Below are 26126 nucleotides of genomic sequence, written 5' to 3' on the forward strand. Positions count from 1 at the left end.
CTCAGATATCAAAAATATATAATATTTATTAAATATATATTTTGAGGAGTGATTATTATGGTAATAATTATTTGTGAAAATGATGATATGCAAAGAGATATCATTCATGACTTTATTAAGATTTTTTTAAAGAAAATAAAAATAAAACAATATGAAATTTTATTATTTAAAAATGTAGAAGAACTTTTAGAAAAAGATTCTAAAAAAGTAGATTTAGTTTTAATGGATCTAAACTTAGAAGATAAAAATGAATTTGAAATATCAAAAGAAATTAGAAAAAGAAATAAAAATGTTAAGATTATATTTACTACTGAATCTAATGAAGATGTTGTTAAAGAATATGAAATAAATGCATTTAGATACCTAATAAAACCAATATACTACAAAAATTTTGAAAAAATAATGATTGATTTTGCTATTGATTGGAGAAAAAGAGAGGCTGTTATTTATATAAAAAAAAAGAAAAAAATCATAATAATAGAAGAAAGAGATATTTTATTTGCAGAGATTGTTAAAAGAAAATTAAAGGTTATAACAAAAACAGATGAATATATAATAAATGAAAAACTTGATATATTTGAAGAAAAGCTAAAAGAAGGGATTTTTTTTAGATGTCACAAAAGCTATCTTGTAAATTTGTTACAAGTTAATAATTTGAACTATAATTTTGTATATTTAACAGAAAATAATATAAAAATTAAGGTAGCTCCTAGAAAAGCAAAAGAATTAAAATTTTATTTATCAAATATATTGAGAGATAGAATTTGGTAAATAATTTGTTTAAAAGAATCGAATGTATGTTCTTGATGATTTATAGAGAAAGAGTTATAATATTATTATGTAGGAAAATAGGAAAAAAATTAATATTTTTGTATTTTTTGTTATCATTTGCGATTTTAGTATTGAACTTTTCTAAAAAAAATCTTATTATTTAATCAAGCAATCTACTTTAATAGAGTAGGTATTTATTAAAAAAATACATATATGAAATATTCATTTCAGATGCAGATAACTTCAATTTTACTAAATGCTGAGGGATTTTAGTTTCTTTAAGAACAAATGTTCCTGAAATGGGAATAGAGTGAGGAGATGATTGGGTAAAAAGTATTAACTTTATAATTATTTTATTTATTATATGGGGGGATTTAATGAAAAAGCAAGTTACAGAAGAAATACTTAAGATGCTCAAAAAAATGGATTTATCTTCTTTACTCATAATTAAAAGTTTTATATCTAAAATAAAATAGCCCTTCTAGGGCTATTTACTTAGTTTATTTATTATTTTTTGTACAACTTCTCTTTCATCATCTGTAAGTTCTGCAAATGTTAAAAAGACTTTTTTCAAGAATTCATCATTACTTGAAAATGTCTTACCCATCATTGCTGCTAATTCAATATCATCTATATTTTTAAATATTTTTCCATTTCCATTTCGTAACCAATCTTCATTTACATTAAAAACCTCACATATTTGGTAAATATGTCTTTCAGTGATATTTCTCTCTCCATTTTCAAGTTTTGATATTGACGCAGATGTTAATTTTAATTTATCACCAAATTCTTTTTGTGATAATCCTAATTCTTTTCTTAATTTTTTTAGATTATATATCATTGTGTTCAATATATCACCTCCATTAATTAAATTATACAATTCGGTATTGACAAAGTCAATATATTCAGTGTATTAGGTAAACAAAGTATAAAATATATTGACATTGTACAGCATAAGATATACAATGTAATTATAACAAAGTAAATATAAAAATATACAAAGTCAAGAAAGAGGCGAGTTATGGTTGATGAAAAATATAAAGAATTAATAAAAATGTTGTCTTTATTTAAAAAATTGAAAAATATAAATCAAAGTTTGGTTTATAAATTATCTTTGGAAATTATATCAAATAGAAAAAATATAGAATGTCATAAGTATAATAAGGTTAAGTGCCAGAATAAAAATATTCATTAGTAAATGAAATGAATATATCAAAAATAGGAGAATCATATGATTAGAGAAATATTAAATAAAAAAGGGAGTCTTTTGAACTTATCAAGTGAATATCTCACAGAGCAAGATTATATTAAATTTCAAAAATGGTATATAAAAAAATATAAAAAAGAAAATGCTTATACAGCCTCTATAGATGAGTATTTAAATTATAAATATGATAAAGAGTTATTAAAATATGTATTAGATTTAAAATTTCAAGAAGCAGTAGAAGCCTTGTAAATATTAAAATTTAGTAAATTTAAAGGAATGATGAAAAATGGATAATAAAGAAATAGAATTAACACAAGATGATATAAAAAATACTATAGTTGCTTTAAATACTATAAAATATGTTTGTATCAAGTCTAAGCACTGCAAAAACTGTCCAATTGGACATATGGTAAAAATTGATGAATATAATTGCTTACTATCAGAATTAGTTGATAATGGAATATTGCCTGTAGATTGGAAAATAAAAAAAGTATCAAGATTATTAGATACAACATTTAGCTAACAATTTCTTTTGAGGAGTATAAATATGAAGAAGAAAATGATAAGAATAAAAAAATGTGAATGTGGTGGAGATATATTTAAATTAAGTACGAAAATAGGATTTATTTATCAATGTAAAAAATGTGGAGAAATGTACAAATAAAAATTTCAAGTAATAAAAAAGTAAATAAAATAGATGATATGACGAATAATATACCCAGTAGATTTAAGGAGGAAAAAATGCAAGAAACATTATTTGTAAAAAACATCTTCAAAAAACTAAAAAGTACATCAAGCAGAAAAGAAAAAATAAATATATTAGAAAAAAATAAAAATAATGGTATGTTTGTAACCTGTTTACAATTTCTTTTAGATGCAGGTATTTTAACTGGGTTATCTAAAAAGAAACTATCTAAAAAAATAGGGAATATTGAGTGTAAAAAAATATATAGCATATATGATATGATTGATTATCTATCTGAAAATAATTCTGGAAGAGATGTTGATATAAAAACAATACAATTATTTTTAGAAAAAAATAAAGAACTTGAAGAATTTATAATTGGTATAGCTACAAAAACAATTAAATTAGGGATTTCTTGTAAAACTGTAAATAAAATTATGCCAGGTTTAATAAAGGAACATTAAAAATGTTAATTAAAAAATAAAGTAGATTTTGCAATGGAAGGGAGAGTGTATATATGAGTATGATAATAGTAGCTAGTGTAGATGAAGAGGAAATGATTTTTAGAACAGAAATTAAAAAACTAGAAGAAGGAAATGAAGTAGTTGCATTTGTGAATGGAACAATGAAAATAGCTATATTTAAGAGGTTTATAGATAAATGTGAAGACTATATAAAAGACATAGCTTTTCAAAAAATTGATTTAAATAGATATAAAGAAATTGTAAAAAAAGAAAATGACAGAGTAAAAAATGAGTTTAAAGATATGTGTATAAAACAATCTGAACTTATGATCAGTAAAGAAATAGATGATTATTTAAGGATATGTAGATTTAATTATAATAAAAATAAATTTACAAAATATGTAGATGACACAGAAATATCAATATATAAAAGTGAAAATAAACATTTACTTCATATTTTTTCATATAAAAACTCAATATCAACTAAGATTGATATAACTAATAAAGGTCTGATTACAATAATAAAAATAATTAATAAATACATATTGAAGGAAAGTGATATAAATTTTTAGATGGTTCAGTATATTGATATATTATAAATTAATTTTTAAGTAAGGGGGATTAAATAATAAAAAAAGTGATTTATTTAGCATTATGTATTATTTTAGCAATTATATTGTTTACAACAGGAAAAGAATCAAGTACATATCAAATTTCAACTCAAAGAATCTTACCAGTATAATATAATTTTTATATAGTCAAATATTTACCACTTATGGAAACAGAATATTATTGATAACATGTATGTAAAAAGGGTATTATTTAAAGGTTGAAAATAAATATTAGAAAGAGAGTGATTTAATGGAAATAATTAAAAGGGATGGGAGCAAGGTACCTTTTGATAATACAAAGATACAGATTGCGATAGAAAAGGCAATGAAAAATGGAAGTGGAATTTACATAGAGGATATCTCAAAATTAATAGCAAATGATGCTGAATTTGAATTTAATAATAAGAAAAATATTCCTACGATTCATCAAATAGAAGATTTTGTATATGATAGACTTATACATTATGGTCAAAAAGATACAGCTAAAGCATATGAAGGTTATAGAGCTGTTCAATCGTTCAAAAAACAGATTAATACAACAGATGAAAGCATATTAGGTTTAATAAGCAAGACGAATGAGGATATTTTAAGAGAAAATTCAAATAAAAATTCAATAATCGCATCAACTCAAAGAGATTTAATTGCTGGAGAGGTTTCTAAAGATATAACTAGAAGAAAATTGATACCACCTCATATAGTTCAAGCTCATGATGAAGGAGTTATACACTGGCATGACATGGATTATACATTACAATCAATATTTAATTGTTGCTTAATAAATATTCAAGATATGTTAGATAATGGAACAGTAATAAATGAAAAATTAGTAGAATCTCCAAAGTCATTTAGTACTGCTTGTACTGTAACTACTCAAATAATGGCTCAAGTTGCTAGTAATCAATATGGTGGGCAGAGTATCACAGTAAAGCATTTAGCACCCTATCTAAGAAAAACATATGATAAATACTATAAGAAATATTTAGATAAATATAAAGACGAAAATTTAGCTAAAGAATTGGCTGATGATAGAAAATTAGATGATTTAAAAGCAGGAGTTCAAACGATTAGATATCAGCTTTCAACTTTGATGACAACGAATGGCCAAGCACCATTTGCAACAATTTATCTTGAAGTAGAAAGTGGAAATGAATACGAAGAAGAGATGGCTCTTATTTGTGAGGAAATGATAAAACAAAGATTAGAAGGAATGAAAAATTACAAAGGACAAGAAATAGGAGAGGCTTTTCCTAAACTAGTTTATCTTCTTGATGAGGATAATTGTTTAGAAGGTGGCAAATATGACTACATCACAAAATTAGCTGCTGAATGCACAACCAAAAGGTTAGTTCCTAAGAGATAATTGGGACTTAATACAGAAATGTATTTCGAATAACCTCGTGAACCTATAAACATAGGGTGTGCAATCAACGTATAGTAGTCATAGTAAATGATGACGAATGATTGTGCTAACAGGGAAAGCTAAGTCTAAAATTAGATATGCTAATCCTGTGGTAAGTTATTGTGTAATATATCTTCTAAAATATAGTTTGGAGGATATTAAAGTGAGAAAAAATAAGACCATGTATAAAGATTTAAAAGAAAAATATCAAGAGTATGGAATTGAAATAATAAGTATAGATGAATATGAATGTACTTATAAATGTTGTGAATGTGGGGCTATAAAAACTAATATATTGAATTCTATAAGAAGACAGCTAAATGAAGGTAAAACATTACATACTGAGGCTTGTTCTAAATATTATAATGATATTATAAGAGAAGAAATAGGGGATAAAAATCTTAGACAGTTTAGAAGTTTTTATAGATATGCAAAAGAAAGATGCTGCAATCCAAACTCAAAAGATTATGAAAGATATAATGGTAAATTTAAATTTAAAGACTATACAGAATATGCTAGATTTTGCTTTGAAGAGTATAAACAATCATATAAAATATATGGAGAAAATAATCTTAGCATAGATAGGATAGATAATTCTAAAGGGTATGAGATAGGGAATGTTAGATTTGTTCCTATGAATATAAATGCTAAAAACAAAGATGACATATATCCAGTTATGGCTGTTAATATATTTGATAAAACAATAATAGAGTGTGACTCTTTAGTACAATTAGCTAACGAATATTTTGAAGGAAAATCAACTTCATTATATCAATCAGTTCAAGAAAATAGACTTTACTTAAATACATGGAAGATATTTTATACAATAAAAACTCAATCGACTATCGAAAGCAGAACATAGAAGAAATATCTATGGGGAGAAGCAAGTAGAGTACAGGTAAATGGGTGGAAATCCCGACTGGAAGTGCGAGGGTTCTTATATTTGTTAATAGAATATAAGAATATAATATAGTCAGAGCCTATAGAAATATAGGATTACTTGGATTATCAATCAGCTAAAATTATGCGTACTAATTATGAAGGAAATACATTCCCACCTATGGGTTGTAGAAGTCATCTTAGCACATATAAAGATAAAAATGAAAATTATAAATGGTATGGAAGATTCAATCAAGGTGTAATATCTTTAAATTTACCTCAAATTGCAATAGTAGCTGATAAGAATATGGATTTATTTTGGAAGATATTAGACCAAAGATTAGAATTGTGCAAAGAAGCTCTTTTAACTAGACATAACATGCTAAAAGGAACACTCTCAGATGTATCACCTATACATTGGCAACACGGAGCTATAGCTAGACTTGAAAAAGGAGAGAAGATAGATAGACTTTTAGAAAATGGATACTCAACTTTAAGCCTTGGATATGTAGGAATATATGAAATGGTTCAAGCTATGCTATGTATAAGTCATACAGAAGAAGAAGGAGAAAAATTTGCATTAGATGTTATGAAATACATGAAAAATAAATGTGAGGAATGGAAAGAGGAAACTAAATTAGGATTTGGTTTATATGGGTCTCCCGCAGAAAATTTAGTATATAGATTTTGCAGGATAGATAAACAAAAGTTTGGTGAGATAAAAAATGTAACAGATAAATTATATTATACAAATAGTTATCATGTTCATGTTTGTGAAGAAATAGATGCTTTTAGTAAATTAAAATTTGAATCTCAGTTTCATAGTATAAGTTCAGGGGGATGTATTTCATATGTGGAAGTTCCTGATATGAGCAGAAATCTTGAAGCAGTTGAACAAATCATAAATTACATATATCATAATATTCAATATGCAGAGATAAATACAAAGCCAGACATATGTTATAAGTGTGGATACACTGGAGAAATAAAACTAGATGAAAATTTAACTTGGTATTGTCCATCATGTGGAAATAGAGATGAGACTGAAATGCAGGTTATGAGAAGGACTTGTGGTTATATAGGAACTAACTTTTGGAATAAAGGTCGTACTCAAGAAATAGGAGACAGAGTACTTCATTTATAAGAAAGGGTTATGAATATGAAATATGCTGAAATAAGAAAGTTTGATGTATCAAATGCACCAGGAGTAAGAACAACACTCTTTGTATCTGGATGTACCCATAATTGTAAGGGATGTTTTAATAAAGATTTACAAGATTTTAATTACGGAGATGTATGGTCTAATAAAGTGGAAGATAAGATTATTTTATATCTAAAAAATGATAATATAGTAGGTTTAAATATATTAGGTGGAGAACCATTGCAACAAATAAAGGATAATGATTTAATTGATTTTTTAAAAAGAGTTAAAATAGAGACGAATAAAAATATCTGGCTTTGGTCAGGTTACTTGTTTGAAGAAATATTAAGAGATCTATCAAGAAAAATATTTTTAGATTATATTGATGTTTTAATAGATGGTAAATTTGACATTTCAAAAAGAGACATTTCATTAAAATATAGAGGCTCATCAAATCAAAGAGTTATAGAGGTTCAAAAATCATTAAAAGAAAATCAGATAGTATTATATAAATAAGAGGGATATCTTTCCCTCTTTGGAGGTGATTGATTTGACTAAAAAAGAATTCACAAATAAATTTCTAAAGGAGCAATTCAAAAAAAAGAAATTTTTAGATTATGAATTTGAAAATTTCAAAATGAATAGAAGATTTAGTGAATGGAAAAAGAATAAAAAACATTAAAATATTTAACTGGAGATAGAATTTGTTAAAAGAGACTTTGAGGTAGAGGTGATTAATTGAGATATAATAATTATCATAGCCATAAAATATACTCAAATATTAGAACCTTAGATGTAATTACCAAACCACAACAATATATAGATAGGGCAATAGAGCTTGGCCATACTACATATTTTACAACAGAACATGGATATCAAGGAAATGTACATGAAGCAAAAACTTTATGTGATAAAAGCAATTTAAAAATGATTGTTGGAGCAGAATTTTACTATGTAAATAATATAAATGAGAAAGATAGAGGAAATTATCATCTAATAATAATTGCTAAAAATAATAATGGCTATAAGCAAATAAATAAAGCTTTAAGTTTAGCTAATACAAATGGGTATTACTATAAACCTAGAATAGATGAAAAGATACTATTTGAGATATTTAAACCAGAGGATGTGGTTATTACTACTGCATGTGTAGCTGGAGTATTAAAACTTGAAAATAGAGAAGAACTAATAATAAAACTAAAGAGTCATTTCAAAGGTAATTTCTTTCTTGAAGTGCAATCCCACCCTCATAAAACTCAAGCTTTACATAACAAAGATGTTTTAGAGTTAAGTAACAAATATAATATAGATATAATACATGCCAATGATAGCCATTATATTTATCCAGAAGAATCAAAATATAGAACTAAATTTCTTAAAGCTAAAGGTATAAATTATCCTGAAGAAGATGGATTTATTTTAGATTATCCAAATTCAGATGATATATTTAAAAGATATGAAAAACAAAATGTATTAACAAGGCAAGAAGTTGAAATAGCATTAAAAAATACTCTAATATTTGATGGATGCGAAGAAATCACATTAATAAATGAAGATATAAAGTTGCCATCAATATCTAAAAATCCAAATAAAGAACTAAAAAAAATTTTAAACAAAGAATGGTTAGAGAAAAGAAAAAATATATCTAAAAATAGATGGAATGAATACTTAGATGCTATAAGATCTGAATTTGATATTATAGAGAAAACTCATATGGAGGATTATTTTATTATAGATTATAAAATAGTTCAAAGAGCCAAACAAGAATATAATGGTCTTCTTACTAAAACGGGGAGAGGTTCAGCACCTTCATTTATAATAACTAACCTTTTAGGGCTTACTGAAATAGATAGATTAAATGCTCCAGTACCATTATTCCCTACTAGATTTATGAGTGTTGAAAGAATACTATCAGCAAAATCTTTACCAGATATAGATTTAAATGCTGAAGATGCAGAACCATTTATACAAGCAACTAGAGACTTGCTGGGAGAAGAAAATTGTGCTTGGATGATAAGTTATAAGCCATTACAAGATGCATCAGCATTTAGATTATGGTGTAAAGCAAATGATATGAAATTATCAGAGTATGATGAAGTGGCTAAAAACCTAGATAAATATATAAATGATGATTCTTGGAGAGATATAATAAAGGAATCAAAGGTATTTGTAGGAGTTGTAGAAAGCATTTCCTTCTCACCCTGCTCTATGCTTATATATGATAAACCAATAGATGAAGAAGTAGGACTATTAAAAACTAAGGATGGGATATGTTGTAATATAGATGGATATTATTGTGATAAGTATAAGTATTTAAAAAATGATTATTTAACAGTGAAAGTATGGTCACTAATTAGAAAAACTTGTGAATTAGCAAATATTAATATTCCTACAATTGAAGAACTGAATAGTTTATTAAATAGTAAAACCTATGAGATATACAAGAATAAATTAACTTGTACTATAAATCAAGTAGACTCAGACTATGCGACAAACCTAGCATCTAAATACAAAATATCAAGTGTGGCTGAAACGAGTGCGTTTGTAGCGAGTATTAGACCAGGTTTCACATCTTTATTAGACAATTTCATTAAAAGAAAGCCATATACAACTAATGTTAAAGAACTAGATATATTATTAGAGGATAGTTACCATTACCTTATGTATCAAGAGTCTATAATGAAGTATCTAATATGGCTAGGGATAGAGGAATCTGAGAGCTATGATATTATAAAGAAAATAGCAAAAAAGAAATTTAAAGAAAAAGAGTTAAAAGAATTGCATACTAAACTAAAAAATAACTGGATTAAAAAAGTCAGAACTGAAAATAATTTCGAGGACACATGGCAAGTTGTAAATGATGCCGCCTCGTATTCCTTTAATGCTTCACATAGTCTTTCATACGCATATGACAGCTTATATTGTGCATACCTTAAGTCACATTATCCATTAGAATATTATACTGTAGCATTCAACTTATATAATGAAGATACAGAAAGAACAAGAAAATTAACAGATGAAATAAAGTATTTTGGTATTAAGTTAGAAAATCCTAAATTTAGATTCTCAAAATCTGAATACTTCTTTAATAGAGATAAAAATAGTATTTACAAGGGAATTGAATCCATTAAATTTTTAAATTCTGATATAGGAGAATATCTATATTCTCTTAAAGATAATAAATATGATTCATTTTTAGAGCTATTGAATGACTTACAAGGACATATAAACTCTAAACAATTATCTATACTAATTAAATTAGATTTCTTTGAGGAATTTGGAAAGTCCAACAAACTTTTAGAAACTTATGATATCTATAACTCAATATATAGTAAAAAACAATTTAAAAAAGATAGTTTACCATGCAAAATGGAAATTATGAGGAAATATTCTAATAAAGAAACAGAAAAAATATTTAAAGAAGTTGATACAAAAAAATTATGTTCATATCTCGAAAGTCAAATTGAAAATACTGATATACCAATCAATGAAAAAATACAAGCTTATTTTGAATTTGTGGGTTCGTGTGACATAAAAGATAGTAATTCAAATCCAAGATATTGTTTAGTAATAGATATAGATACTAAATACTCTCCTAAAGTCACATTGTATAATATAAATTCAGGTAATACAAAAATTTTCAAAGTAAATAAAGCTATTTTCGAGGATAATAAAATTGGCATTTATGATTTAATATATTTAAAATCAACTAAAGAAAAAGCTAAAAGTAAAAAAGTAAATGGAAAATGGATTAAAAGTCATACAGAGACAGAATGGTGGATTCAAGAATATTGGAATATAGAAAATTAAAAATATGACCTCGTATATGGCTTCCTAAGGCTTTGTATAAAATACTGTTTATATTTTGTACATTACAATCTCAAAATGGCATATAAGAGGCAGGCGAAAGGTAGTGATTTCAATAATTATAGATGAACAAAGACACTATGATTTATTAGAAAAAAATAGAGAATTAAGTATGAAAATTGATGAATTAAATGAAGAAATACTCTTTTTGCAAAAAGAGAATAAGGAGTATGAAGAAGTTTTAGAGAAGTGGCAAAATGTAAAAGAAGAAATTAAATCTGCATATGAAATTAGAAGAAGATTAAATAGAAAACATGGAAAGTTAGAAATGATATGGCATAAAATCGAGGATTTATAATGGATACAAATAAAATATATGAGAAAAAAGAATATATTATTATCAAATCTAAAACTGGATATATTGTCTACAATACAAATAAAAAATTTGAAGAAGGTCATACTCATTTAAAAAGTTATAATGCTGCTAAAACAGCTATAGATTTAGTTATTAGGAGAAGAATTCCTAGAAGCTATTCTGTTTATTTTCTTACGAGTTTGATGAGAATATCTAATGATATACAGTATATAAATGATATTATGAATATAAGAAATAATAAAGGGTTAAAAGAGAAATATATAAATTCTAAAAATGTAAAAAAACTATTGAGAACTTAGAAGGTATATTATACAATATAGCTACAGATAAAATAGAGAAGGTAAAAATAAAGAAAAGATATTATTGTTGGATAAAAAAGTAATTAAAATGATAATTTTAATATGATTAGGGGGTATCTATGAGGTGTAAGAACATGCTAATAACAGGAGCTTTAATAGCTGGTAGTACAATACATGTATTTGCCAATACAGAAGATGTTGTTAATAATAACATGAATAAGGAACTTATGGCAGGCACAGCAAAGAATATTAATTTAATGTATAAAAATGAATGGGAAAAATATAAGAATAGTTCTGAATATAAATTAGAAATTAAAAGGATTAATTTAGAAAAAGAATTAGGGATAAAAATAGAAAAACTAATTCCTATAATATGGGAAGTGAGTTATTATACTTCTTTAAATTGTGAGAACAGTAAATATGGAGCTATTACAGCTACAGGAGAAAAATTACGATATGGGTTTGTGGCCAATAATCATCTTAAATTTGAAACTAAAATATTAGTTGATGAAAATTTAAAAATGGTTAAAGATAGAGGTTCTAATAAATATTTTAGTAACTCTAATGCTATAGATGTATTTGTACCAAGATTAGATGGAGAGAATGATTATAAATATTATAAGAGAGTAAATAATATGGGAAGGCATTATAAAGAAGGATATATTATAGTCGAAGATTAGGGGTTGGTAAGTTGAAAGTAAATGGAGTAAAAGTACCAGAAATTATTAATGTATCAAATGTATATGTATATGGAATTGAAGAAAGTATAATAGCAAGTGGATACCCAATGTATGAACAGCAAGTAATAGATATGAAAGAAATAAACATTTCAGAAAAAGATTTAAAACGAGCAAATCAATTAGGCAAGTCAAAGCAAGGTTCAGGTCATGATTGTTTCTCTAAAGGAATTATTGTCCAAGTGGATTTACAATGGTCAGAATATATGTGGAGACAATGGGATAGATACCATCATAACGATTATGTTTCAAGTCAAAGTAAAATGCATAGATTAATTAAATTTAACCTTGATAATATGTGTAATAAATATGTTGATAAAAATACAATAAAGTTCTTAAATGAATTAATTTATGATTACAATAATTTTGATGAATTAAAATTATCCGCATCTGATAAAGTGACACTTAGGAACGGGGAAAATATCGAGGCCACGAAAGAAAATCTTTGGAAAATAATAATATCGAATTGTCCATCAGGATTAATGTTAACTGCAAGAGTTACATTAAATTATCTACAAATCAAATCTATGATAAATCAAAGAGAAAATCATAAAATGGAAGAATGGAGATTCTTATGTGATTTTTTTAAAACATTACCAAAATATAAAGAATTAATGATGTAATAAGTTTTGTTAGCAATTAAATTTTAAATATAAAGGAGAAGGATAAATGGCAGAAAAAAGAATAAACTATAATCAAGTATTTGTATCAGGAGAAGTTTTAGACATATTAAATATAGCTAGAATGAATGAGGGAACTGGTCAAGAAGCAATAAGATTTACCTTAAAAGTTGAAACGGCACAAAATGAATCAGTGAATGTAGACTACTTTACATCAATGTTTAAGTCAGATGGCTCACCAAATCAAATGTTTTTAGGGATAGAGACAATCGCTAATGAAATAAAAACTAGAGCAGAAAATGGAAAAGGAGATATAGTTAGATGTGTTTGTTCATTAGATAATAACTTATACTATAAAGATGGTGAAAAGAAAGAGAGATTCCAGATATCAGGAACTTTTTGCAACAGAGAAAAATATGATGACAAAGGTAATCCACTTGATGACAAGGGAGAAATAGTAAAACCAATAAAGGCAAGTCAAGTTTGGAGAGCATATACATTAATTGAAAATATAGAAGAAAAAAAAGATGACTTAGGTGAGTACTTAGAGATTAAGGGTCTAATTAATAAGTATGGTAAGCAAGGTTGCAATCTGACATTTAGAATACATAACAAAGATATGATAGAAGGATTTAAAAGTTTATATAAGGTGGGAGATGTTGGTCTTCTTGAAGGTACAGTAAAATCTATAATTACTAGTAAATCAGCAGGGTTTGGTTCAAGAATCAAAAAAAGTGCTTTTACATTTTTAGAAATAGAAGGAGGAGATGAGCCTTTGAAAGAAGAAGATGAAATATTAAGTGATAAAAATTATCCATTTACAGATAAAAATATAGAAGCAATGAGAGAAAAAATAAAAGAAAAAGATGAAAAAGAAAAACAAAGAGATATTGATAAAAATGGTAAGACAGTTGAAATAAGTGATGATGATGTACCATTCTAAATTATAAATTAAATAAACTATTAAAAGGAGAGATTGAATGGAAAATAAAGAAACTACAATTATGGATGATATTAAAAAAGTAGTGAATGAGGAAATAAAAAAGAATATATCAAATTTATATTCAGATAAGATTGAAGGATTAAAAGAAAGTGATAGCCAAATTGAAATAACAAAAGCATTAATAGCTTTCCATTTAGAGATAGAGTCAATTCAAAAAGACAATACAAATCCATTTTTTAGGTCTAAATATGCAAATCTGGATACAATTCTTAAAGTAGTAAATCCATTATTAGCAAAACATGATTTAATACTAATGCAGTCAGCAGAAGATGCAGGTAATGATAAAGTCTATATAAAAACTAAACTTAAACATTCATCAGGAGAATACATAGAATCAAATTCTGCACCATTTAAACCAGCTAAGACTAATGATATACAAGCTAGAGGGGCATTAGAAACTTACTTAAGAAGATATGCAGTTCAATCAGTACTAGCATTATCATTTGAGGAAGACGATGATGGTAATTCTCTAACAAACAAATCAAAAGGCAAATCTGAAGAAGAAAATACAACAGTTAAGAAAAGTAGAGTGTAAGTAAAAAAAATGCTACCTCTTAATGGGGTAGCAATAAATACATAGCATAAGGAGGGGAAAGTTTGAATTGTAAGTGTAAGGTTTGTAAGAAAAAATTAGATACAAAAGATGCTTATAAAGTAGAACATATTACATCTGGTGGAAATAAGCAGAATAGATATTACTGTAATGAACAGGAATATAGAAAAGAGCAGCAGGACATATATTTCTGGAAACAATGTCAGCTTGGTATAGATTATATTATCGGCTATACAGTTATAAGTAATCAAAAAAATAAGATGTTACAAGAGATAATAAAAAGTGGTTATACAAGAGAAGAATTATATGACTGTATGCTTGAAAAAAAAGATGAAATCATAGAATTGCTTAACTACAGAAAAGATATAGAAGAAGAATATCCTAAATTATGCTATGTATTTACTATATTAAAAGGTTGTATTAGAGATATAACAATTAGAAATAAGCAAATAAAAGATGAAAGAGAAAATGAAAAGATATACAAAGAAAGTGAAAAATATTATGAAGTAATTGCTCCGAAAAAGGTACTTACTAATAAAAGAAAAAGTTTATTTGAAAAAATTAAAGAGGTGACTTAATGAGTGCATATGAAAAAATAACAAAGGATAGAGGTATTATAGAAACTTTAGTTTTAGGAACAATGCTAAAATCATTAACTCTTTTTAGTGAATATAAAATTAGTGAAAATGACTTCATAATAGATAAAGTAAAATTCTTTTTCTCATTAGGAAGAACAATGTCTAAAACTCATAGTGAACTCGATGAAGCGAGTGTGGCTAAATTTGTATCTTCAAATAAACTCAAATCTGAATATGAAAAGTATGGTGGTTGGAATAGCTTATCATCTGCTATGGAGTATGGAAAAGAAACTAATATATCAGCATATATTGATGATTTGGCTAAAAGCAATCTATTAATCGCTTTAAATAAAAGAGGTTTTAATATAACAAAAGAGATGGATCATAATGAATTAAAATTTATTCCATTTGAATTATTCCAATCTATGAGTTGTAGAGAAGTTGAAGAATTTTATGAGGGTCTAATATCTTCATGTAGTGTAAATTCCATAAAAAATAATATGAAGGTAGAAAATCTTTTACTTACCAAAGATGATAGAGAAAAATTAAAACAAAAAACTGAAGCAGGAACGTCTTATAATATCATCTTTGAATATAATGAAAAAGAAATAGGGTTAAGTGATAATGAAGAACTTAAGTATATATATAGTTTACCAATATTATCAAATAGAACTAATGGACTTGGTAAAGGTGGGGGTATAAATATAATATCTGGATTTTCAGGAATAGGGAAAACTACATTATTGTTCTTTAATTATATATTAGCTATGATATATCAGGGTGAAAAAGTAGTTATATTTGCGAATGAACAAAAATCTCAATATTTTAAAAGTATGTTAGTGTCATTTATAGCATACAACATATTTAATTATCATGATTTAGATAGAAATAAAATTGACAATGGAGACTTCACAAAGTTTGAAGAAGAGCTTATGGAAAAGATAGAAATGTTCTTAAAAGACAGAGGATTTGAAGAAAGTTTAAAATTTATATATATGGAAGAGTTTGAGATATCTGAGATATTAAGAAAAAGTAAAGAACTTGTAGCACATGAGGGATTTACTGTAATAGCAGTTGATACATTCAAGTCAGAAAATTCATCAGATGCAAATTATACAGGAAGGTTAATAGAAAACTCTAAATTACTAGATAACTTTGGAAATAAATACAATGTAATAACACTTCTATCTATGCAATTAGTAACGGCTCAAGAGAATAAAAGTTCTTACTTATCAGCTTCAGATTTAGCAGAAGCTAAAGCGGTAAAGAATGTGTGTGGATTATTAATGCTTATGAGAAAAGTAGTTAATGATTTAGAATTAGATTCAAATAATAAAAAATTCTTTTTAAAGCCATATAGACTAAAATATAATAAGCTAAAAAAGACTACTGAAAGAGAGTATATTCAGTTTGATATAAAAGATTTACAAAAAGAATACAGATTATTATTTTTAAATAAGTCAAGAAGAGGTCAAGATGGAGATGTGATTCTACTAAGATTTTATGGTAAGACTGGTAGATTTGAAGAAATAGGAAGGTGTGAAAAAGTCTATAGAGGACAATTGTCATACTAGGTGATGACTATGGAAATAAAGGATTTGACTAATGAAGAGGTGATAAGTTTTATGGAATATTTAGGTTCGGACTTATCTCCTAAAAGCAATGATAGACAGTTAATCTTTAATACTCATTTATGCCATAATGGTGATTCATATAAATTATTTTATTATACAGAAAGCAAAACATTTCATTGCTATAGTTCTTGTGGCCATATAGGTAGCTTAATAGATTTATTGATACATATAAATAAATATGAATTTAAAGACGCTATTAATGAAATAAAAGATTTCTTTGACATTTCAAATCAACCAATGTTAAGAAAAGGATTTAGAGTAAAGAAAAAAGTAAATAAAATAGATGATATTAAGGATATACAAATAGAATTACTTCCTACTCCTAAAAAGCCATATGTATATAAAACTTTTCAACAAGCTCCAATTAAAGAATGGGAACTTGAAAACATATCTTTTGAAGTTCTTAAAACATATCAAATACATTATAATCCATATGAAAATCAAATAATAATTCCTCACTTCTGTTGGCATGACAAAGATAGACCAATTGGTATTAGAGTTAGAAACTTAGATGAAGATCAAGCTAAAAATTTTGGTAAATATATTCCATTATGGTATGACAACAAGTGCTATAATCACAGACTTAGTCTTAACTTATATGGGATAAATATAAACAAACAAGCTATTAAACAAGCTAAAAAAGTAATAGTATTTGAAGGTGAAAAATCAGTCTTGCAAATGGCCACTATTTATAAAAATAATCCTTCTGTAGCTATATGTGGAAGTAATTTTAGTAGAGAGCAAAAAAAGATGTTAATAGATTTAGGTATTGAAGAATTAATCATAGCTTTTGATAGGCAATTTAAAATTAAAGGAGATGAAGAATATATTGCATGGAGAGCTAAGATATATAAGTTGGTTCAAGATATTAGGGATGTGATGAAAATAAGTGTAATTTGGGATGAAGATAATCTATTGGATTATAAAGATAGTCCTAGTGATTTGGGAAAATATATATTTGAAAAATTATTAAAGAGTAGGATTGATATAGATAACTTTATTAGTAAATGAAAATAGCAAATTATATTAATAGGAGATGATTATATGATACAAGAAGTTAGGCAAGAAATATTATTAAAAAATGGTGAGATATTATATACAGGTGATTTAGTAGAAATAGAGTATAAGTTGGATGAAGATGAAAAAATGAAATGTTGTACAGGAAAAATTAAGGATGTAGAAGAACTATTCATTAAATTAGATACAAGTAAGAGATATAAAGCATCTGAAATAATGATATATTCTTGGGAGTTAAAGTCAATTGGAAGGATAAGTGATAAAAATGAATAGTATGATTAATAATAAGTATAGGGCATTGTATTTATTAACTCTTTTTTTAATTCTTAATTTTATTTGTAATGTATATTTTGCAAAAAATGTCAATGTTGAATATTACTTAAATTCATATTGTATATTTGAAAATGTAATGAAAATAATAATTTCTGTGGGGATTTTCTTTTCTATGATGTTGGCAGGATTTGATATAACTAATAAATTTATAAATAAGTTCAAAGAAGCTATAAAAGAAGAAAGTATAGATATAAATGCTAGCATATCTGAGGAATTATATAAAGAAATTAAAAGTCAGATAGAAAAGGAAACTAGAAAGGTAAAATAGATGTCTAGAGAATTATATAGTTTTAGTAAATTAAATACATTCTATACATGTCCATTTCAATATTATCTTACATATATTAAAAATTTAGATCGAGAAGAAAATTGCTATGGTTATTATGGTAACGAATTACATAGATTACTAGAAGAATTACAACAAAGAAAAATGACAAATCAAGAAGCTATTCAAAAATATAATGAAGTTATAGAATATGCAAATCTAATGGATTACAACTTTCCTACACCAAATTCAAGAATTAATTATTTAGAATCTAGAATATTTTGTACCAATTGAGTGTGATAAATACTGTATAGAAGAATACTTTGAGTATTATATTAATGGAATTACAATGAGGGGATACATAGACTTATATTATATAATAGGTAATAAAGTTTATGTTATAGATTACAAATCGAGTAGTAAATTTTCTAAAAAAGACTTATCTAAAAAATCAATGCAGCTTATCTTATACGCAATGTATCTTAAAGAAAAATATCCAGATAAAATGATTGAATATGTAGCTTTTGATATGTGCAAGTACATTAAAAATGAAAAAGGAGTATTAATTGAAAGAAATAAGATTGATAATATAAGAAATTACGAAAGAGCTATAGTGAAAATTAAATATACTAAAGCATTAGAACAACAATTAATTGCCTTTGTTACTGATACAGTTAAACAGATAAAACAGCTAGATTTCAACGATGAGAGTGTTTGGTGCAAAAACGATGACAAAAGTAATCAGTTTTTTTGTAAAACCCTATGTTCTCATTATGGAAAAGGTTGCAAATATAATGTAAATAAAGGTTTTAGAAAATCTAAATCACAATAAAATATGAATTTTAATAAGATTGGAGAGTACTCAATGAATATACCAAAAGAAGTAAAAGTAGGAGGTTTATTTTATAAAATAGAAGAAACAGAAGAACCTATTCTAGTAAATAATCAGTTATGTTATGGGTTAGCTGATTATGGAAGTGAAACAATTAAGTTATCTACCAATTTGCAATCAGAAAGAGTAAAAGAAGCAACATTTCTACATGAATTATTTCATTGTATATTTAGAGATAGATGTATAGAGAGTGAAGATGAGGAATATTTAGTAGATATATTAAGTAAAGGACTACATCAAGTGATTATTGATAATCCTAATGTATTTGAATGTAAGGTAGAACTATAAATATGAAAAACTTAAAAAATATATTTGTATTTTTAGGATATTCAGGTTCAGGCAAAGACAGTATAGTAAGTGAAATCTCAAAGCAATTCAATATTCCAATTCTAATATCACATACAACAAGACCTCCTCGTAATTACTTAGAAATCACCAATAAAGCATATCATTTTGTAGATAATAATTTCTTTAAGGAAGAAAAAAATAACTTTATTGAAATGAGAAAATATATAGTTCATGATGGCAGCACTTGGTTATATGGTATACATAAGTCTGAATTAAAGAATAAAAAATATGCTTTGACTATAGTAGATGCAAGTGGATATAAGTCACTAGAAAAATATTTTATGGGAACAAAAACTAAGTTAGTACCATTTTTTATAAATACAGATGAAATTGTATTAAGAAAAAGGCTTATTAGTAGAGGTGATAATTTTAAGGAAATTGAGAGAAGATTAAAAGATGATAAATTTAAATTTAAAGACTTTCTAAATAATGAAAATTATATTGCAATACCAAACAATACTAACCTAATTAATGCAGTAGAGCAAGTTAAAATACATATGAAAGAGGGAATCGAATGGTTTTAGCCTTAGATGTATCCATGTCCTCAACTGGATGGGCAGTTATAAATAGAAATAAAAAAGTATTAGAATATGGAAAAATAACAACCAAAAAGGATAAATTCAAGTCTGAAGATGATCGAATGTGCTATATCTGTAATACTATTCAAGAGTTAATTATAACTTATAATATTCAAATAGTCTTAGTTGAAGACCAATTCACTTCCAGAAATTCTAAAACAATTCTTAGTTTAAGAAAACTCTTAGGAGCAATAATGAGAACTGTTAAATTAAATAATATAGAGATTGAATATATGTATCCAGTTTCTATTAGAAAATATCTTATGAATAATGGTAAGGCTAAAAAAGAAGAAGTGGCTACATATATAAGAAAAAATATAATTGATGTTGGAGAATACATTGATAGGAATTGTAAGGTAAAGACAAGCGATATATATGATGCTATAGCTCTTGGAATAGCTTATTTAAATAAAATAAATTTTAAATAAAAGGAGAAGTAATTGATGAGTATAAATATCAAAATAAAAAAATTAAGTCAAAATTCAATAGTCCCATCTTATGCAAAAAATGGTGATAGTGGTATTGATTTATATACGATAGAAGATACCATAGTTCATGCTAAATCAGCAGTAGCAATTTCTACAGGTATAGCACTAGAAATTCCATATGGATATGAAATGCAAGTTAGACCAAGAAGTGGCATAAGTTTAAATGGTATAGAATATATAAAAGATGAGAAAGTATCTTGTACTGGAAATAAAATAAAAAAAGATATTATTATTTTCAATGAAGGAGAAAATAATAGAGTATATCCAACCATAAGATTTGGTACAGTGGATTCAGGCTATAGAGGTGAAATTAAAATAATTGCATATAATGAAGAACAATTTGATATTTTAATTCCTAAACATACTAAATTAGCTCAAGGTGTATTTCAACAAGTACCAAGAGCTATTTTAAAAGTTGTAGATGAATTGAACATTTCTGAAAGAGGAAATGATGGATTTGGAAGTACTGGTATAAAGAAATATGAATAAATATATAATATTGGAAAAATATAATTATTACTATGATGACAAGTGTCATACTTTATATCATTTAGAAAATATCTATACAGGATTAAGATTTTCTATTGAAAAAGTGAAGTTAGAGTACTATAATATATGCTAGACTGACTTTGGGAGGAATATTAAATGTACAAATATGATGATTATGTAAATTTAATAAATGACTTAGAATTACCAAAAGAAATTAGGAATAAATGTGTTAGAGTTATAATGACACTAGAAAACATGCAGGATATTATGGTAGTACATAAGTTTAAAACTTATGTTGTTAATGAAAAATATATTGAAAAAGTAGCATAAAATGATTAAGTCATCTATTAATTTAGGTGACTTTTTTGTATTTATGTACTACTATTTAAGTAAAGGTTATTTTAAATGAATGAGGGGGATATACAATGAAGTTACCAAAAAAATTATTATCACTAGGATTAGTTATAACAATGTTAATAGTTAGTTTTCCAAAACAATCTTATGCACTTAATTCAGTAGATGAGATTGAAGTATCTACAATATACGAAACAGCAGGACTTATAGCAGATAAGCAAAGTTATGATACTGCGATACTAGTTAATTTAAGTGATTCCATAGCAGATGGGTTAAGTGCTAGTGGATTATCAGGAACATTAAATGCACCAATGCTTTTATCTGAAAATAATAGCATACCAAATGAGACAATGAAGAGATTAAGTAAAGTAAAAACAGTTTATTTGATAGGTGGGATAAAATCAATAAGTAAATCTGTAGAGAATACATTAACGTCAAAAGGATTTAATGTAAAAAGAATTGATGGAGATGATAGAATAAAAACTAGTTACAATGTTGCAAAAGAAATAAACTCTAAACAAAAAGTTAATACTATAATGCTAACAAATGCATATAAAGGAGAGCCAGACGCAATAAGTATAGCTTCTGTAGCCGCAAGAGATAAGGCAGCAATAATATTAACAGATGGAAAAAGTATACCATTTTCAACTAATGAAGTAAAATCATATGCAATTGGAGGTACAGCTACAATGGATGATACATTAGTTAAAAATACAAACTCAACAAGATTGGGAGGTTCTGACAGATTTTATACAAATAAAAAAATAATAAATCAATTTTATAATGGTATAAAAGAGTTTTACATAGCTGGTTCTAGGAACTTAACTAATGCACTTCTAGCATCTTCTTTAAAGAGTCCAGTTGTTTTAGTTGATAATAATAGTAATAAATCAATATTAAAAAATGCCACTAAAATTACAACAGTTGGAGACATAACAGAGGAGTTACTAGAAGAATGTTTGAATGTCACTAATGGAATAGGAGACTCTAATACTGGAGTAATTAAAAAAACTAGACTTGAAGAAGCTAAAGAATTAGCTAAAGATTGGTATAATTGTTATGAAGTAGGAGATATAAACAATATACCATATGATGGAGTATACTTAGTTGATGATAATTATAAAAATGGAAGTAATTATTATTATGTTTTTAGTTATGTGTCTGCTGGGCAAGAGCATTCTGACCGTTTATGTATAAATAAAAATGACATATCAGATTATAAACTTTTATATGAAGATTTACATATGGAAAAAGTGATTTCATTCAAAAATGCTGATGATTTAGTTAGAGACTTATTTATGAAAGAGCATGGATTTTTACCAAACCATGTAGAAGCTCAATACATGGAAGATGATATGTATATATATGTACGTCCATTTAACACATATGTAGATATGAATGGTATAGAACATAATGCAGGTGGTTATAAACCATATTTAGTAAATATTTATACAGGTGAAATATCAGAATATACATATACTGAATAAACCAATTAATCAACTGCTTATTAGAGTAGTTGATTTTTTCTATATATTTGCTTAAGTAACTTTTTAAACAATATAAATTAGTTTAACACTATCACTTAAGGCATATATAGCTGCTATAATTAAAGTATATGTCGAAAGGTAGATGGTGAGGATGTTTAAGGAAATATTTGAAAAAGTATTTATGTCAGAAGAAATTAGTCAAACTGTAAAGGAAGTTAGTAATATTGTGAAGGATACTAAGATACAAGTAAAGGGTGAATTTGGAGAACTTAGATTAGATTTTATACTTAGCAAATTAGACAAGGATTACATAATAATTAAAGATATTATTATACCAGGCTCAAATAAAACCACACAAATTGATAGTATTGCAATTTCTGTATATGGAATATTTGTTATAGAATGTAAAAATTTTAGTGGCTATATTTGTGGAAATGATAAAGATAAAGTATGGACTCAAATTGTAGGAAAGTCTAAAAATACATTCTATAATCCAGTAAGACAAAACTATGCTCATATCAAAGCAATAGAAGACATAATAGGAGATGAATATAATATATATTCAATAATTGTTTTTTCAGACAAAGCTACTTTAAAAAATGTAACTATAAATGGCAATAATGTTATAGTCATAAATGAAAGTGAAATATTAAGTACAATAAGTAAATATAAAGATATGATTATTAATAGAGAGGAAATAAAAATAATCAGAGATAAAATTTTTGATTGTATGAAAGCTATTAATCAAAATACTGGAGAGCATGTTAGAAATTTAAAAAATATTACTGAGGAAGATAAATGTCCAAGATGTCAAAAAGGGAACCTGACAAAAAGGAAAGGACAGTATGGTGAATTTTGGGGCTGTAGTGAATTTCCAAAATGCAAATACACTAGAAAATAATACATTTATATATTGAAATAAAATAAGACTTCACTCTAATTAGAATAAAGTCTTATTTTATTATTTGTTGGGATTTTCTTTTTTATTAATATATGATAAATAATAACTATCATCAAAAATAATTAATATACATTCTAAAATTATTATAAAATTTCCAACCCCATAAACAGTCCAATATTCTTTAAATAAATAATCTCCATTGAATATTCTATTTACAAGAGGTGCTGAAAAATAAATAGTTCCAAAGATAGATATTAATATCATAATAACTATAAATAGTAAGTTCTTTTTAAAGCTATGTCTTTTTTCTCCTCTTTTTAATGAAAGTACTAGTACCAAACTTGATATTGCAAAAGGGCAATAACGGTTTGAAGTATCATAATAATTTTCAATTTTTATTTGCATAAAAATATCTATAAATACATGAATTGCTATTGTTAAAATAGCTATGGTTGACAATATGTTTCCTTGTCTAATTTTTTTATTTAATTTAAATTCATTAATTTTACTTTTTAAATTTCTTTGAGATATATTTTCATTAGGTTTTAAGATGGATTTACATTTAGGACATATAGTTGTAGTATCATCAAATTCTAAATTACAGTTTTTACAATACATAAGTATTTATGCTTTTTTCTCCATATACATTCCATTCTCTTCCATCCATAAGTTAAATCTTTCTGCTTTTCTTGCACTTCTAGAGTATTGTAGTGCAGCATAATTAGCCTTATCAAATATGTCTTTAATAACCATGCTATATAAGTTTACTTCTGCTAACATTGCCATAACTGGAGGAGTAAATGTTAGTGCTGAGAACACTAATCCAAGCACCATATATCCTATTTGTTCATTGTAGTCTTTATATTTTATTTTCATACTACCTTGTACATCTTCAATTATAGATTCAGGTGTATCATGTTTAGAATAGGCATCTTTGAAAAATACAAACATGTCATTTTCAACCATAGATTTTACAGATTTCACATCTATACCAAATGATATTATATCAGTCATTGTTTTAACTACAGAAGCTTTTTCTTTAGCAAGTGTTGTATATAATGAAGGCAAGTCACCTTTTAATGCGATTAAATTTGTTATAACAGAACGCATAGAATTAGCACTTCTAAAAGCAGAACCTCTACTTAAATATCTGTCATAAGCTTCTCTGTCATATTTAGTTATATATGTACATAAACCTTCTTCATAATTGCTTCCTTCAAAATCTACAAAGTGAGATAAATACATATATACTACCTCATCATTATACTTTGGTGCTCCTACTTCTTGATTTTTTCTAGCTGCTGACATTGCGTATGATAATTGACTTGCATTAGTCGTATGTTTAATGGGCTCTTCACTATAAGTCTTAGGGACATCCATATTTTTTTCTAAATATGAATTACATTTTTGTATGAAATTACTTCCTTTAGGTGTCAAATCTTTTAATTCACCAACTGAGATACCAATATCTTTTAATGCATTACTGTATTCCTCTGATGCAGTAAGTACATCTGCAACAGTGTTCATATCCATATCTGAAGATTTTGCAGATACAGCATATGAATTTACTGTTGTTGATACAAGAAAAGTAGTTGCTAGTGTTAAACTTAATACCTTTGATTTAGTTTTTTTCATTTGTTTTCCCCCTCAATATATATTTAACTAAAGTTAGAATATTCTTGAAATTCTAACTAAAATTCAAAAGGATTTTATGAATGATATTATAGTGATAATATGATTTATATAAAAGGACTAGCCATAGATTTAAGAGTGATAATTTAAGAAATGTATTCTATACTAGTAGTATAACACAAAAAGTTAAAGCAAGAAACATATAAAAAAAATAATATATAAATATAAATTAATGGAATGATTTATATTTATTAAATTAAAATAATCAATATAATATTTTAAATCTGATAATATTGAGCTTCTATATTCGTTTTTAAGCTATTGTAAAAATTAGTGCTTATAATTTAACATATTCAAAAAATGAGACCCTTACAATTGATATTTAAAAAAAGTATCAAACTAATAGTATAAGACATAGAATGATGCATTCTATGTCTTATTTCTTTATAATTAAGTAATTTCAATAATTATATAAATAAAATAATTAAAAAAGTCAGTTAGAAGTCAGCTAAAATGACTATTTTTTGCCAGGTCTATATGATATAATAAATATATAAATTTCGATAGGAGGGAAGAAG

The 26126-nt window shown here is 25.8% G+C and carries 34 protein-coding genes and 2 pseudogenes; 33 read left to right on the top strand and 3 right to left on the bottom strand.

The features are described from left to right. Positions 1–57 precede the first annotated feature (57 nt). Complete coding sequence (locus tag ACTG47_RS20020; protein ID WP_479927172.1) at positions 58–771, top strand: LytR/AlgR family response regulator transcription factor; 714 nt, start codon at positions 58–60, stop codon at positions 769–771. 487 nt (positions 772–1258) lie between these two features. Here the strand turns inward: ACTG47_RS20020 and ACTG47_RS20025 are convergent, their stop codons facing one another. Further along, positions 1259–1612, bottom strand: a complete 354-nt coding sequence (locus ACTG47_RS20025; protein ID WP_044212557.1) for a helix-turn-helix domain-containing protein — start codon at positions 1610–1612, stop codon at positions 1259–1261. A 180-nt stretch (positions 1613–1792) separates the two neighbouring features. Between ACTG47_RS20025 and ACTG47_RS20030 the strand changes: the two genes are divergently transcribed. The 32 genes and pseudogenes from ACTG47_RS20030 to ACTG47_RS20185 all read left to right on the top strand — a co-directional run bounded on the left by ACTG47_RS20030 (position 1793) and on the right by ACTG47_RS20185 (position 23916). Beyond that, positions 1793–1966 (top strand): hypothetical protein, encoded by a 174-nt coding sequence (locus ACTG47_RS20030; RefSeq protein WP_167641019.1) that lies wholly within the window; start codon positions 1793–1795, stop codon positions 1964–1966. A gap of 36 nt (positions 1967–2002) precedes the next feature. Further along, positions 2003–2227 carry a hypothetical protein gene (locus tag ACTG47_RS20035; protein WP_021383150.1) on the top strand — a complete coding sequence of 75 codons (225 nt, stop codon included), beginning with the start codon at positions 2003–2005 and terminating at the stop codon, positions 2225–2227. A 37-nt stretch (positions 2228–2264) separates the two neighbouring features. Next, positions 2265–2501 (top strand): hypothetical protein, encoded by a 237-nt coding sequence (locus ACTG47_RS20040; protein ID WP_167641018.1) that lies wholly within the window; start codon positions 2265–2267, stop codon positions 2499–2501. A 218-nt stretch (positions 2502–2719) separates the two neighbouring features. Beyond that, the gene (locus tag ACTG47_RS20045) at positions 2720–3127 is read left to right on the top strand and encodes a DNA ligase (protein WP_227831938.1); all 408 of its coding nucleotides are present in this window, start codon (positions 2720–2722) and stop codon (positions 3125–3127) included. Positions 3128–3180: 53 nt separating this feature from the next. Then, positions 3181–3699: a hypothetical protein gene (locus ACTG47_RS20050; RefSeq protein WP_021383058.1), complete on the top strand. Its 519-nt coding sequence runs from the start codon at positions 3181–3183 to the stop codon at positions 3697–3699. Between the two features lie 289 nt (positions 3700–3988). Further along, positions 3989–5089, top strand: a pseudogene (nrdD, locus tag ACTG47_RS20055) (anaerobic ribonucleoside-triphosphate reductase); the annotation flags it as partial. 211 nt (positions 5090–5300) lie between these two features. Further along, complete coding sequence (locus ACTG47_RS20060) at positions 5301–5999, top strand: hypothetical protein (protein ID WP_021383031.1); 699 nt, start codon at positions 5301–5303, stop codon at positions 5997–5999. Positions 6000–6140: 141 nt separating this feature from the next. Further along, positions 6141–7160: pseudogene (gene nrdD / locus ACTG47_RS20065) on the top strand (anaerobic ribonucleoside-triphosphate reductase); the annotation flags it as partial. A gap of 15 nt (positions 7161–7175) precedes the next feature. Then, entirely contained in the window at positions 7176–7673 is a 498-nt protein-coding gene (nrdG, locus tag ACTG47_RS20070; protein WP_021383028.1) for an anaerobic ribonucleoside-triphosphate reductase activating protein, read from the top strand. A gap of 34 nt (positions 7674–7707) precedes the next feature. Continuing rightward, positions 7708–7839, top strand: a complete 132-nt coding sequence (locus tag ACTG47_RS20075; RefSeq protein WP_021383042.1) for a hypothetical protein — start codon at positions 7708–7710, stop codon at positions 7837–7839. A 56-nt stretch (positions 7840–7895) separates the two neighbouring features. Further along, positions 7896–10967, top strand: a complete 3072-nt coding sequence (locus tag ACTG47_RS20080; protein WP_479927173.1) for a PHP domain-containing protein — start codon at positions 7896–7898, stop codon at positions 10965–10967. A gap of 103 nt (positions 10968–11070) precedes the next feature. After that, the gene (locus ACTG47_RS20085) at positions 11071–11322 is read left to right on the top strand and encodes a hypothetical protein (RefSeq protein ID WP_479927174.1); all 252 of its coding nucleotides are present in this window, start codon (positions 11071–11073) and stop codon (positions 11320–11322) included. Beyond that, the gene (locus ACTG47_RS20090; RefSeq protein ID WP_021383026.1) at positions 11322–11639 is read left to right on the top strand and encodes a hypothetical protein; all 318 of its coding nucleotides are present in this window, start codon (positions 11322–11324) and stop codon (positions 11637–11639) included. The genes ACTG47_RS20085 and ACTG47_RS20090 overlap by 1 nt, the downstream gene beginning before the upstream one ends. 119 nt (positions 11640–11758) lie before the next feature. After that, complete coding sequence (locus ACTG47_RS20095) at positions 11759–12319, top strand: RlpA-like double-psi beta-barrel domain-containing protein (protein ID WP_479927175.1); 561 nt, start codon at positions 11759–11761, stop codon at positions 12317–12319. An 11-nt stretch (positions 12320–12330) separates the two neighbouring features. Continuing rightward, positions 12331–12999, top strand: coding sequence for a hypothetical protein (locus ACTG47_RS20100; protein ID WP_479927176.1), 669 nt, complete (start codon positions 12331–12333; stop codon positions 12997–12999). A gap of 46 nt (positions 13000–13045) precedes the next feature. Continuing rightward, positions 13046–13939 (top strand): hypothetical protein, encoded by an 894-nt coding sequence (locus ACTG47_RS20105; protein WP_479927177.1) that lies wholly within the window; start codon positions 13046–13048, stop codon positions 13937–13939. Between the two features lie 37 nt (positions 13940–13976). Continuing rightward, positions 13977–14534: an ERF family protein gene (locus ACTG47_RS20110; RefSeq protein WP_167641153.1), complete on the top strand. Its 558-nt coding sequence runs from the start codon at positions 13977–13979 to the stop codon at positions 14532–14534. Positions 14535–14596: 62 nt separating this feature from the next. Beyond that, positions 14597–15130 (top strand): hypothetical protein, encoded by a 534-nt coding sequence (locus ACTG47_RS20115; RefSeq protein ID WP_479918890.1) that lies wholly within the window; start codon positions 14597–14599, stop codon positions 15128–15130. After that, positions 15130–16704, top strand: coding sequence for a DnaB-like helicase C-terminal domain-containing protein (locus ACTG47_RS20120; RefSeq protein ID WP_479927178.1), 1575 nt, complete (start codon positions 15130–15132; stop codon positions 16702–16704). Before ACTG47_RS20115 ends, ACTG47_RS20120 begins: the two co-directional genes overlap by 1 nt. Positions 16705–16713: 9 nt before the next feature. Continuing rightward, on the top strand, positions 16714–17775 hold the full coding sequence (locus ACTG47_RS20125; protein ID WP_479927179.1) for a CHC2 zinc finger domain-containing protein: 1062 nt from the start codon (positions 16714–16716) through the stop codon (positions 17773–17775). 33 nt (positions 17776–17808) lie between these two features. After that, positions 17809–18054 (top strand): hypothetical protein, encoded by a 246-nt coding sequence (locus ACTG47_RS20130; protein ID WP_227825321.1) that lies wholly within the window; start codon positions 17809–17811, stop codon positions 18052–18054. Further along, positions 18047–18382, top strand: a complete 336-nt coding sequence (locus ACTG47_RS20135) for a hypothetical protein (RefSeq protein ID WP_479927180.1) — start codon at positions 18047–18049, stop codon at positions 18380–18382. Before ACTG47_RS20130 ends, ACTG47_RS20135 begins: the two co-directional genes overlap by 8 nt. Beyond that, positions 18383–18673, top strand: a complete 291-nt coding sequence (locus ACTG47_RS20140) for a PD-(D/E)XK nuclease family protein (RefSeq protein ID WP_479927181.1) — start codon at positions 18383–18385, stop codon at positions 18671–18673. A 55-nt stretch (positions 18674–18728) separates the two neighbouring features. Further along, positions 18729–19211, top strand: coding sequence for a PD-(D/E)XK nuclease family protein (locus tag ACTG47_RS20145; protein ID WP_479927182.1), 483 nt, complete (start codon positions 18729–18731; stop codon positions 19209–19211). A gap of 33 nt (positions 19212–19244) precedes the next feature. Beyond that, positions 19245–19559 (top strand): hypothetical protein, encoded by a 315-nt coding sequence (locus tag ACTG47_RS20150; RefSeq protein ID WP_227831963.1) that lies wholly within the window; start codon positions 19245–19247, stop codon positions 19557–19559. A 2-nt stretch (positions 19560–19561) separates the two neighbouring features. Further along, the gene (locus tag ACTG47_RS20155) at positions 19562–20143 is read left to right on the top strand and encodes a guanylate kinase (protein ID WP_479927183.1); all 582 of its coding nucleotides are present in this window, start codon (positions 19562–19564) and stop codon (positions 20141–20143) included. After that, entirely contained in the window at positions 20134–20625 is a 492-nt protein-coding gene (locus ACTG47_RS20160; protein WP_223153079.1) for a crossover junction endodeoxyribonuclease RuvC, read from the top strand. The genes ACTG47_RS20155 and ACTG47_RS20160 overlap by 10 nt, the downstream gene beginning before the upstream one ends. Before the next feature lie 15 nt (positions 20626–20640). After that, a complete protein-coding gene (locus tag ACTG47_RS20165; protein ID WP_479927184.1) occupies positions 20641–21174 on the top strand; it encodes a dUTP diphosphatase in 534 nt (177 codons plus the stop codon). Continuing rightward, positions 21167–21307: a hypothetical protein gene (locus tag ACTG47_RS20170; protein WP_479927185.1), complete on the top strand. Its 141-nt coding sequence runs from the start codon at positions 21167–21169 to the stop codon at positions 21305–21307. Before ACTG47_RS20165 ends, ACTG47_RS20170 begins: the two co-directional genes overlap by 8 nt. A 23-nt stretch (positions 21308–21330) precedes the next feature. Continuing rightward, positions 21331–21504: a hypothetical protein gene (locus tag ACTG47_RS20175; RefSeq protein ID WP_167640958.1), complete on the top strand. Its 174-nt coding sequence runs from the start codon at positions 21331–21333 to the stop codon at positions 21502–21504. A gap of 95 nt (positions 21505–21599) precedes the next feature. Then, positions 21600–23015, top strand: a complete 1416-nt coding sequence (locus ACTG47_RS20180) for a cell wall-binding repeat-containing protein (RefSeq protein ID WP_479927186.1) — start codon at positions 21600–21602, stop codon at positions 23013–23015. A 181-nt stretch (positions 23016–23196) separates the two neighbouring features. Further along, positions 23197–23916, top strand: coding sequence for a nuclease-related domain-containing protein (locus ACTG47_RS20185; RefSeq protein WP_479927187.1), 720 nt, complete (start codon positions 23197–23199; stop codon positions 23914–23916). 60 nt (positions 23917–23976) lie between these two features. Here ACTG47_RS20185 and ACTG47_RS20190 read toward each other — a convergent pair whose 3' ends face one another. Then, positions 23977–24534: a hypothetical protein gene (locus ACTG47_RS20190; RefSeq protein ID WP_167640961.1), complete on the bottom strand. Its 558-nt coding sequence runs from the start codon at positions 24532–24534 to the stop codon at positions 23977–23979. 6 nt (positions 24535–24540) lie between these two features. Beyond that, entirely contained in the window at positions 24541–25551 is a 1011-nt protein-coding gene (locus tag ACTG47_RS20195) for a hypothetical protein (protein ID WP_479927188.1), read from the bottom strand. Between the last annotated feature and the right edge of the window lie 575 nt (positions 25552–26126).

This window comes from Clostridioides sp. LIBA-6622 (assembly GCF_056716095.1).

What these genes read in the sequence shown, in the direction of transcription:
- ACTG47_RS20020 (WP_479927172.1), top strand. Translation starts at nt 58, where the DNA reads ATGGTAATAATTATTTGTGAAAATGATGATATGCAAAGAGATATCATT.
- ACTG47_RS20025 (WP_044212557.1), bottom strand. Translation starts at nt 1,612, where the DNA reads ATGATATATAATCTAAAAAAATTAAGAAAAGAATTAGGATTATCACAA.
- ACTG47_RS20030 (WP_167641019.1), top strand. Translation starts at nt 1,793, where the DNA reads ATGGTTGATGAAAAATATAAAGAATTAATAAAAATGTTGTCTTTATTT.
- ACTG47_RS20035 (WP_021383150.1), top strand. Translation starts at nt 2,003, where the DNA reads ATGATTAGAGAAATATTAAATAAAAAAGGGAGTCTTTTGAACTTATCA.
- ACTG47_RS20040 (WP_167641018.1), top strand. Translation starts at nt 2,265, where the DNA reads ATGGATAATAAAGAAATAGAATTAACACAAGATGATATAAAAAATACT.
- ACTG47_RS20045 (WP_227831938.1), top strand. Translation starts at nt 2,720, where the DNA reads ATGCAAGAAACATTATTTGTAAAAAACATCTTCAAAAAACTAAAAAGT.
- ACTG47_RS20050 (WP_021383058.1), top strand. Translation starts at nt 3,181, where the DNA reads ATGAGTATGATAATAGTAGCTAGTGTAGATGAAGAGGAAATGATTTTT.
- nrdG (WP_021383028.1), top strand. Translation starts at nt 7,176, where the DNA reads ATGAAATATGCTGAAATAAGAAAGTTTGATGTATCAAATGCACCAGGA.
- ACTG47_RS20090 (WP_021383026.1), top strand. Translation starts at nt 11,322, where the DNA reads ATGGATACAAATAAAATATATGAGAAAAAAGAATATATTATTATCAAA.
- ACTG47_RS20095 (WP_479927175.1), top strand. Translation starts at nt 11,759, where the DNA reads ATGAGGTGTAAGAACATGCTAATAACAGGAGCTTTAATAGCTGGTAGT.
- ACTG47_RS20105 (WP_479927177.1), top strand. Translation starts at nt 13,046, where the DNA reads ATGGCAGAAAAAAGAATAAACTATAATCAAGTATTTGTATCAGGAGAA.
- ACTG47_RS20110 (WP_167641153.1), top strand. Translation starts at nt 13,977, where the DNA reads ATGGAAAATAAAGAAACTACAATTATGGATGATATTAAAAAAGTAGTG.
- ACTG47_RS20120 (WP_479927178.1), top strand. Translation starts at nt 15,130, where the DNA reads ATGAGTGCATATGAAAAAATAACAAAGGATAGAGGTATTATAGAAACT.
- ACTG47_RS20125 (WP_479927179.1), top strand. Translation starts at nt 16,714, where the DNA reads ATGGAAATAAAGGATTTGACTAATGAAGAGGTGATAAGTTTTATGGAA.
- ACTG47_RS20130 (WP_227825321.1), top strand. Translation starts at nt 17,809, where the DNA reads ATGATACAAGAAGTTAGGCAAGAAATATTATTAAAAAATGGTGAGATA.
- ACTG47_RS20135 (WP_479927180.1), top strand. Translation starts at nt 18,047, where the DNA reads ATGAATAGTATGATTAATAATAAGTATAGGGCATTGTATTTATTAACT.
- ACTG47_RS20140 (WP_479927181.1), top strand. Translation starts at nt 18,383, where the DNA reads ATGTCTAGAGAATTATATAGTTTTAGTAAATTAAATACATTCTATACA.
- ACTG47_RS20145 (WP_479927182.1), top strand. Translation starts at nt 18,729, where the DNA reads ATGAGGGGATACATAGACTTATATTATATAATAGGTAATAAAGTTTAT.
- ACTG47_RS20150 (WP_227831963.1), top strand. Translation starts at nt 19,245, where the DNA reads ATGAATATACCAAAAGAAGTAAAAGTAGGAGGTTTATTTTATAAAATA.
- ACTG47_RS20155 (WP_479927183.1), top strand. Translation starts at nt 19,562, where the DNA reads ATGAAAAACTTAAAAAATATATTTGTATTTTTAGGATATTCAGGTTCA.
- ACTG47_RS20160 (WP_223153079.1), top strand. Translation starts at nt 20,134, where the DNA reads ATGGTTTTAGCCTTAGATGTATCCATGTCCTCAACTGGATGGGCAGTT.
- ACTG47_RS20165 (WP_479927184.1), top strand. Translation starts at nt 20,641, where the DNA reads ATGAGTATAAATATCAAAATAAAAAAATTAAGTCAAAATTCAATAGTC.
- ACTG47_RS20170 (WP_479927185.1), top strand. Translation starts at nt 21,167, where the DNA reads ATGAATAAATATATAATATTGGAAAAATATAATTATTACTATGATGAC.
- ACTG47_RS20175 (WP_167640958.1), top strand. Translation starts at nt 21,331, where the DNA reads ATGTACAAATATGATGATTATGTAAATTTAATAAATGACTTAGAATTA.
- ACTG47_RS20180 (WP_479927186.1), top strand. Translation starts at nt 21,600, where the DNA reads ATGAAGTTACCAAAAAAATTATTATCACTAGGATTAGTTATAACAATG.
- ACTG47_RS20185 (WP_479927187.1), top strand. Translation starts at nt 23,197, where the DNA reads ATGTCAGAAGAAATTAGTCAAACTGTAAAGGAAGTTAGTAATATTGTG.
- ACTG47_RS20190 (WP_167640961.1), bottom strand. Translation starts at nt 24,534, where the DNA reads ATGTATTGTAAAAACTGTAATTTAGAATTTGATGATACTACAACTATA.
- ACTG47_RS20195 (WP_479927188.1), bottom strand. Translation starts at nt 25,551, where the DNA reads ATGAAAAAAACTAAATCAAAGGTATTAAGTTTAACACTAGCAACTACT.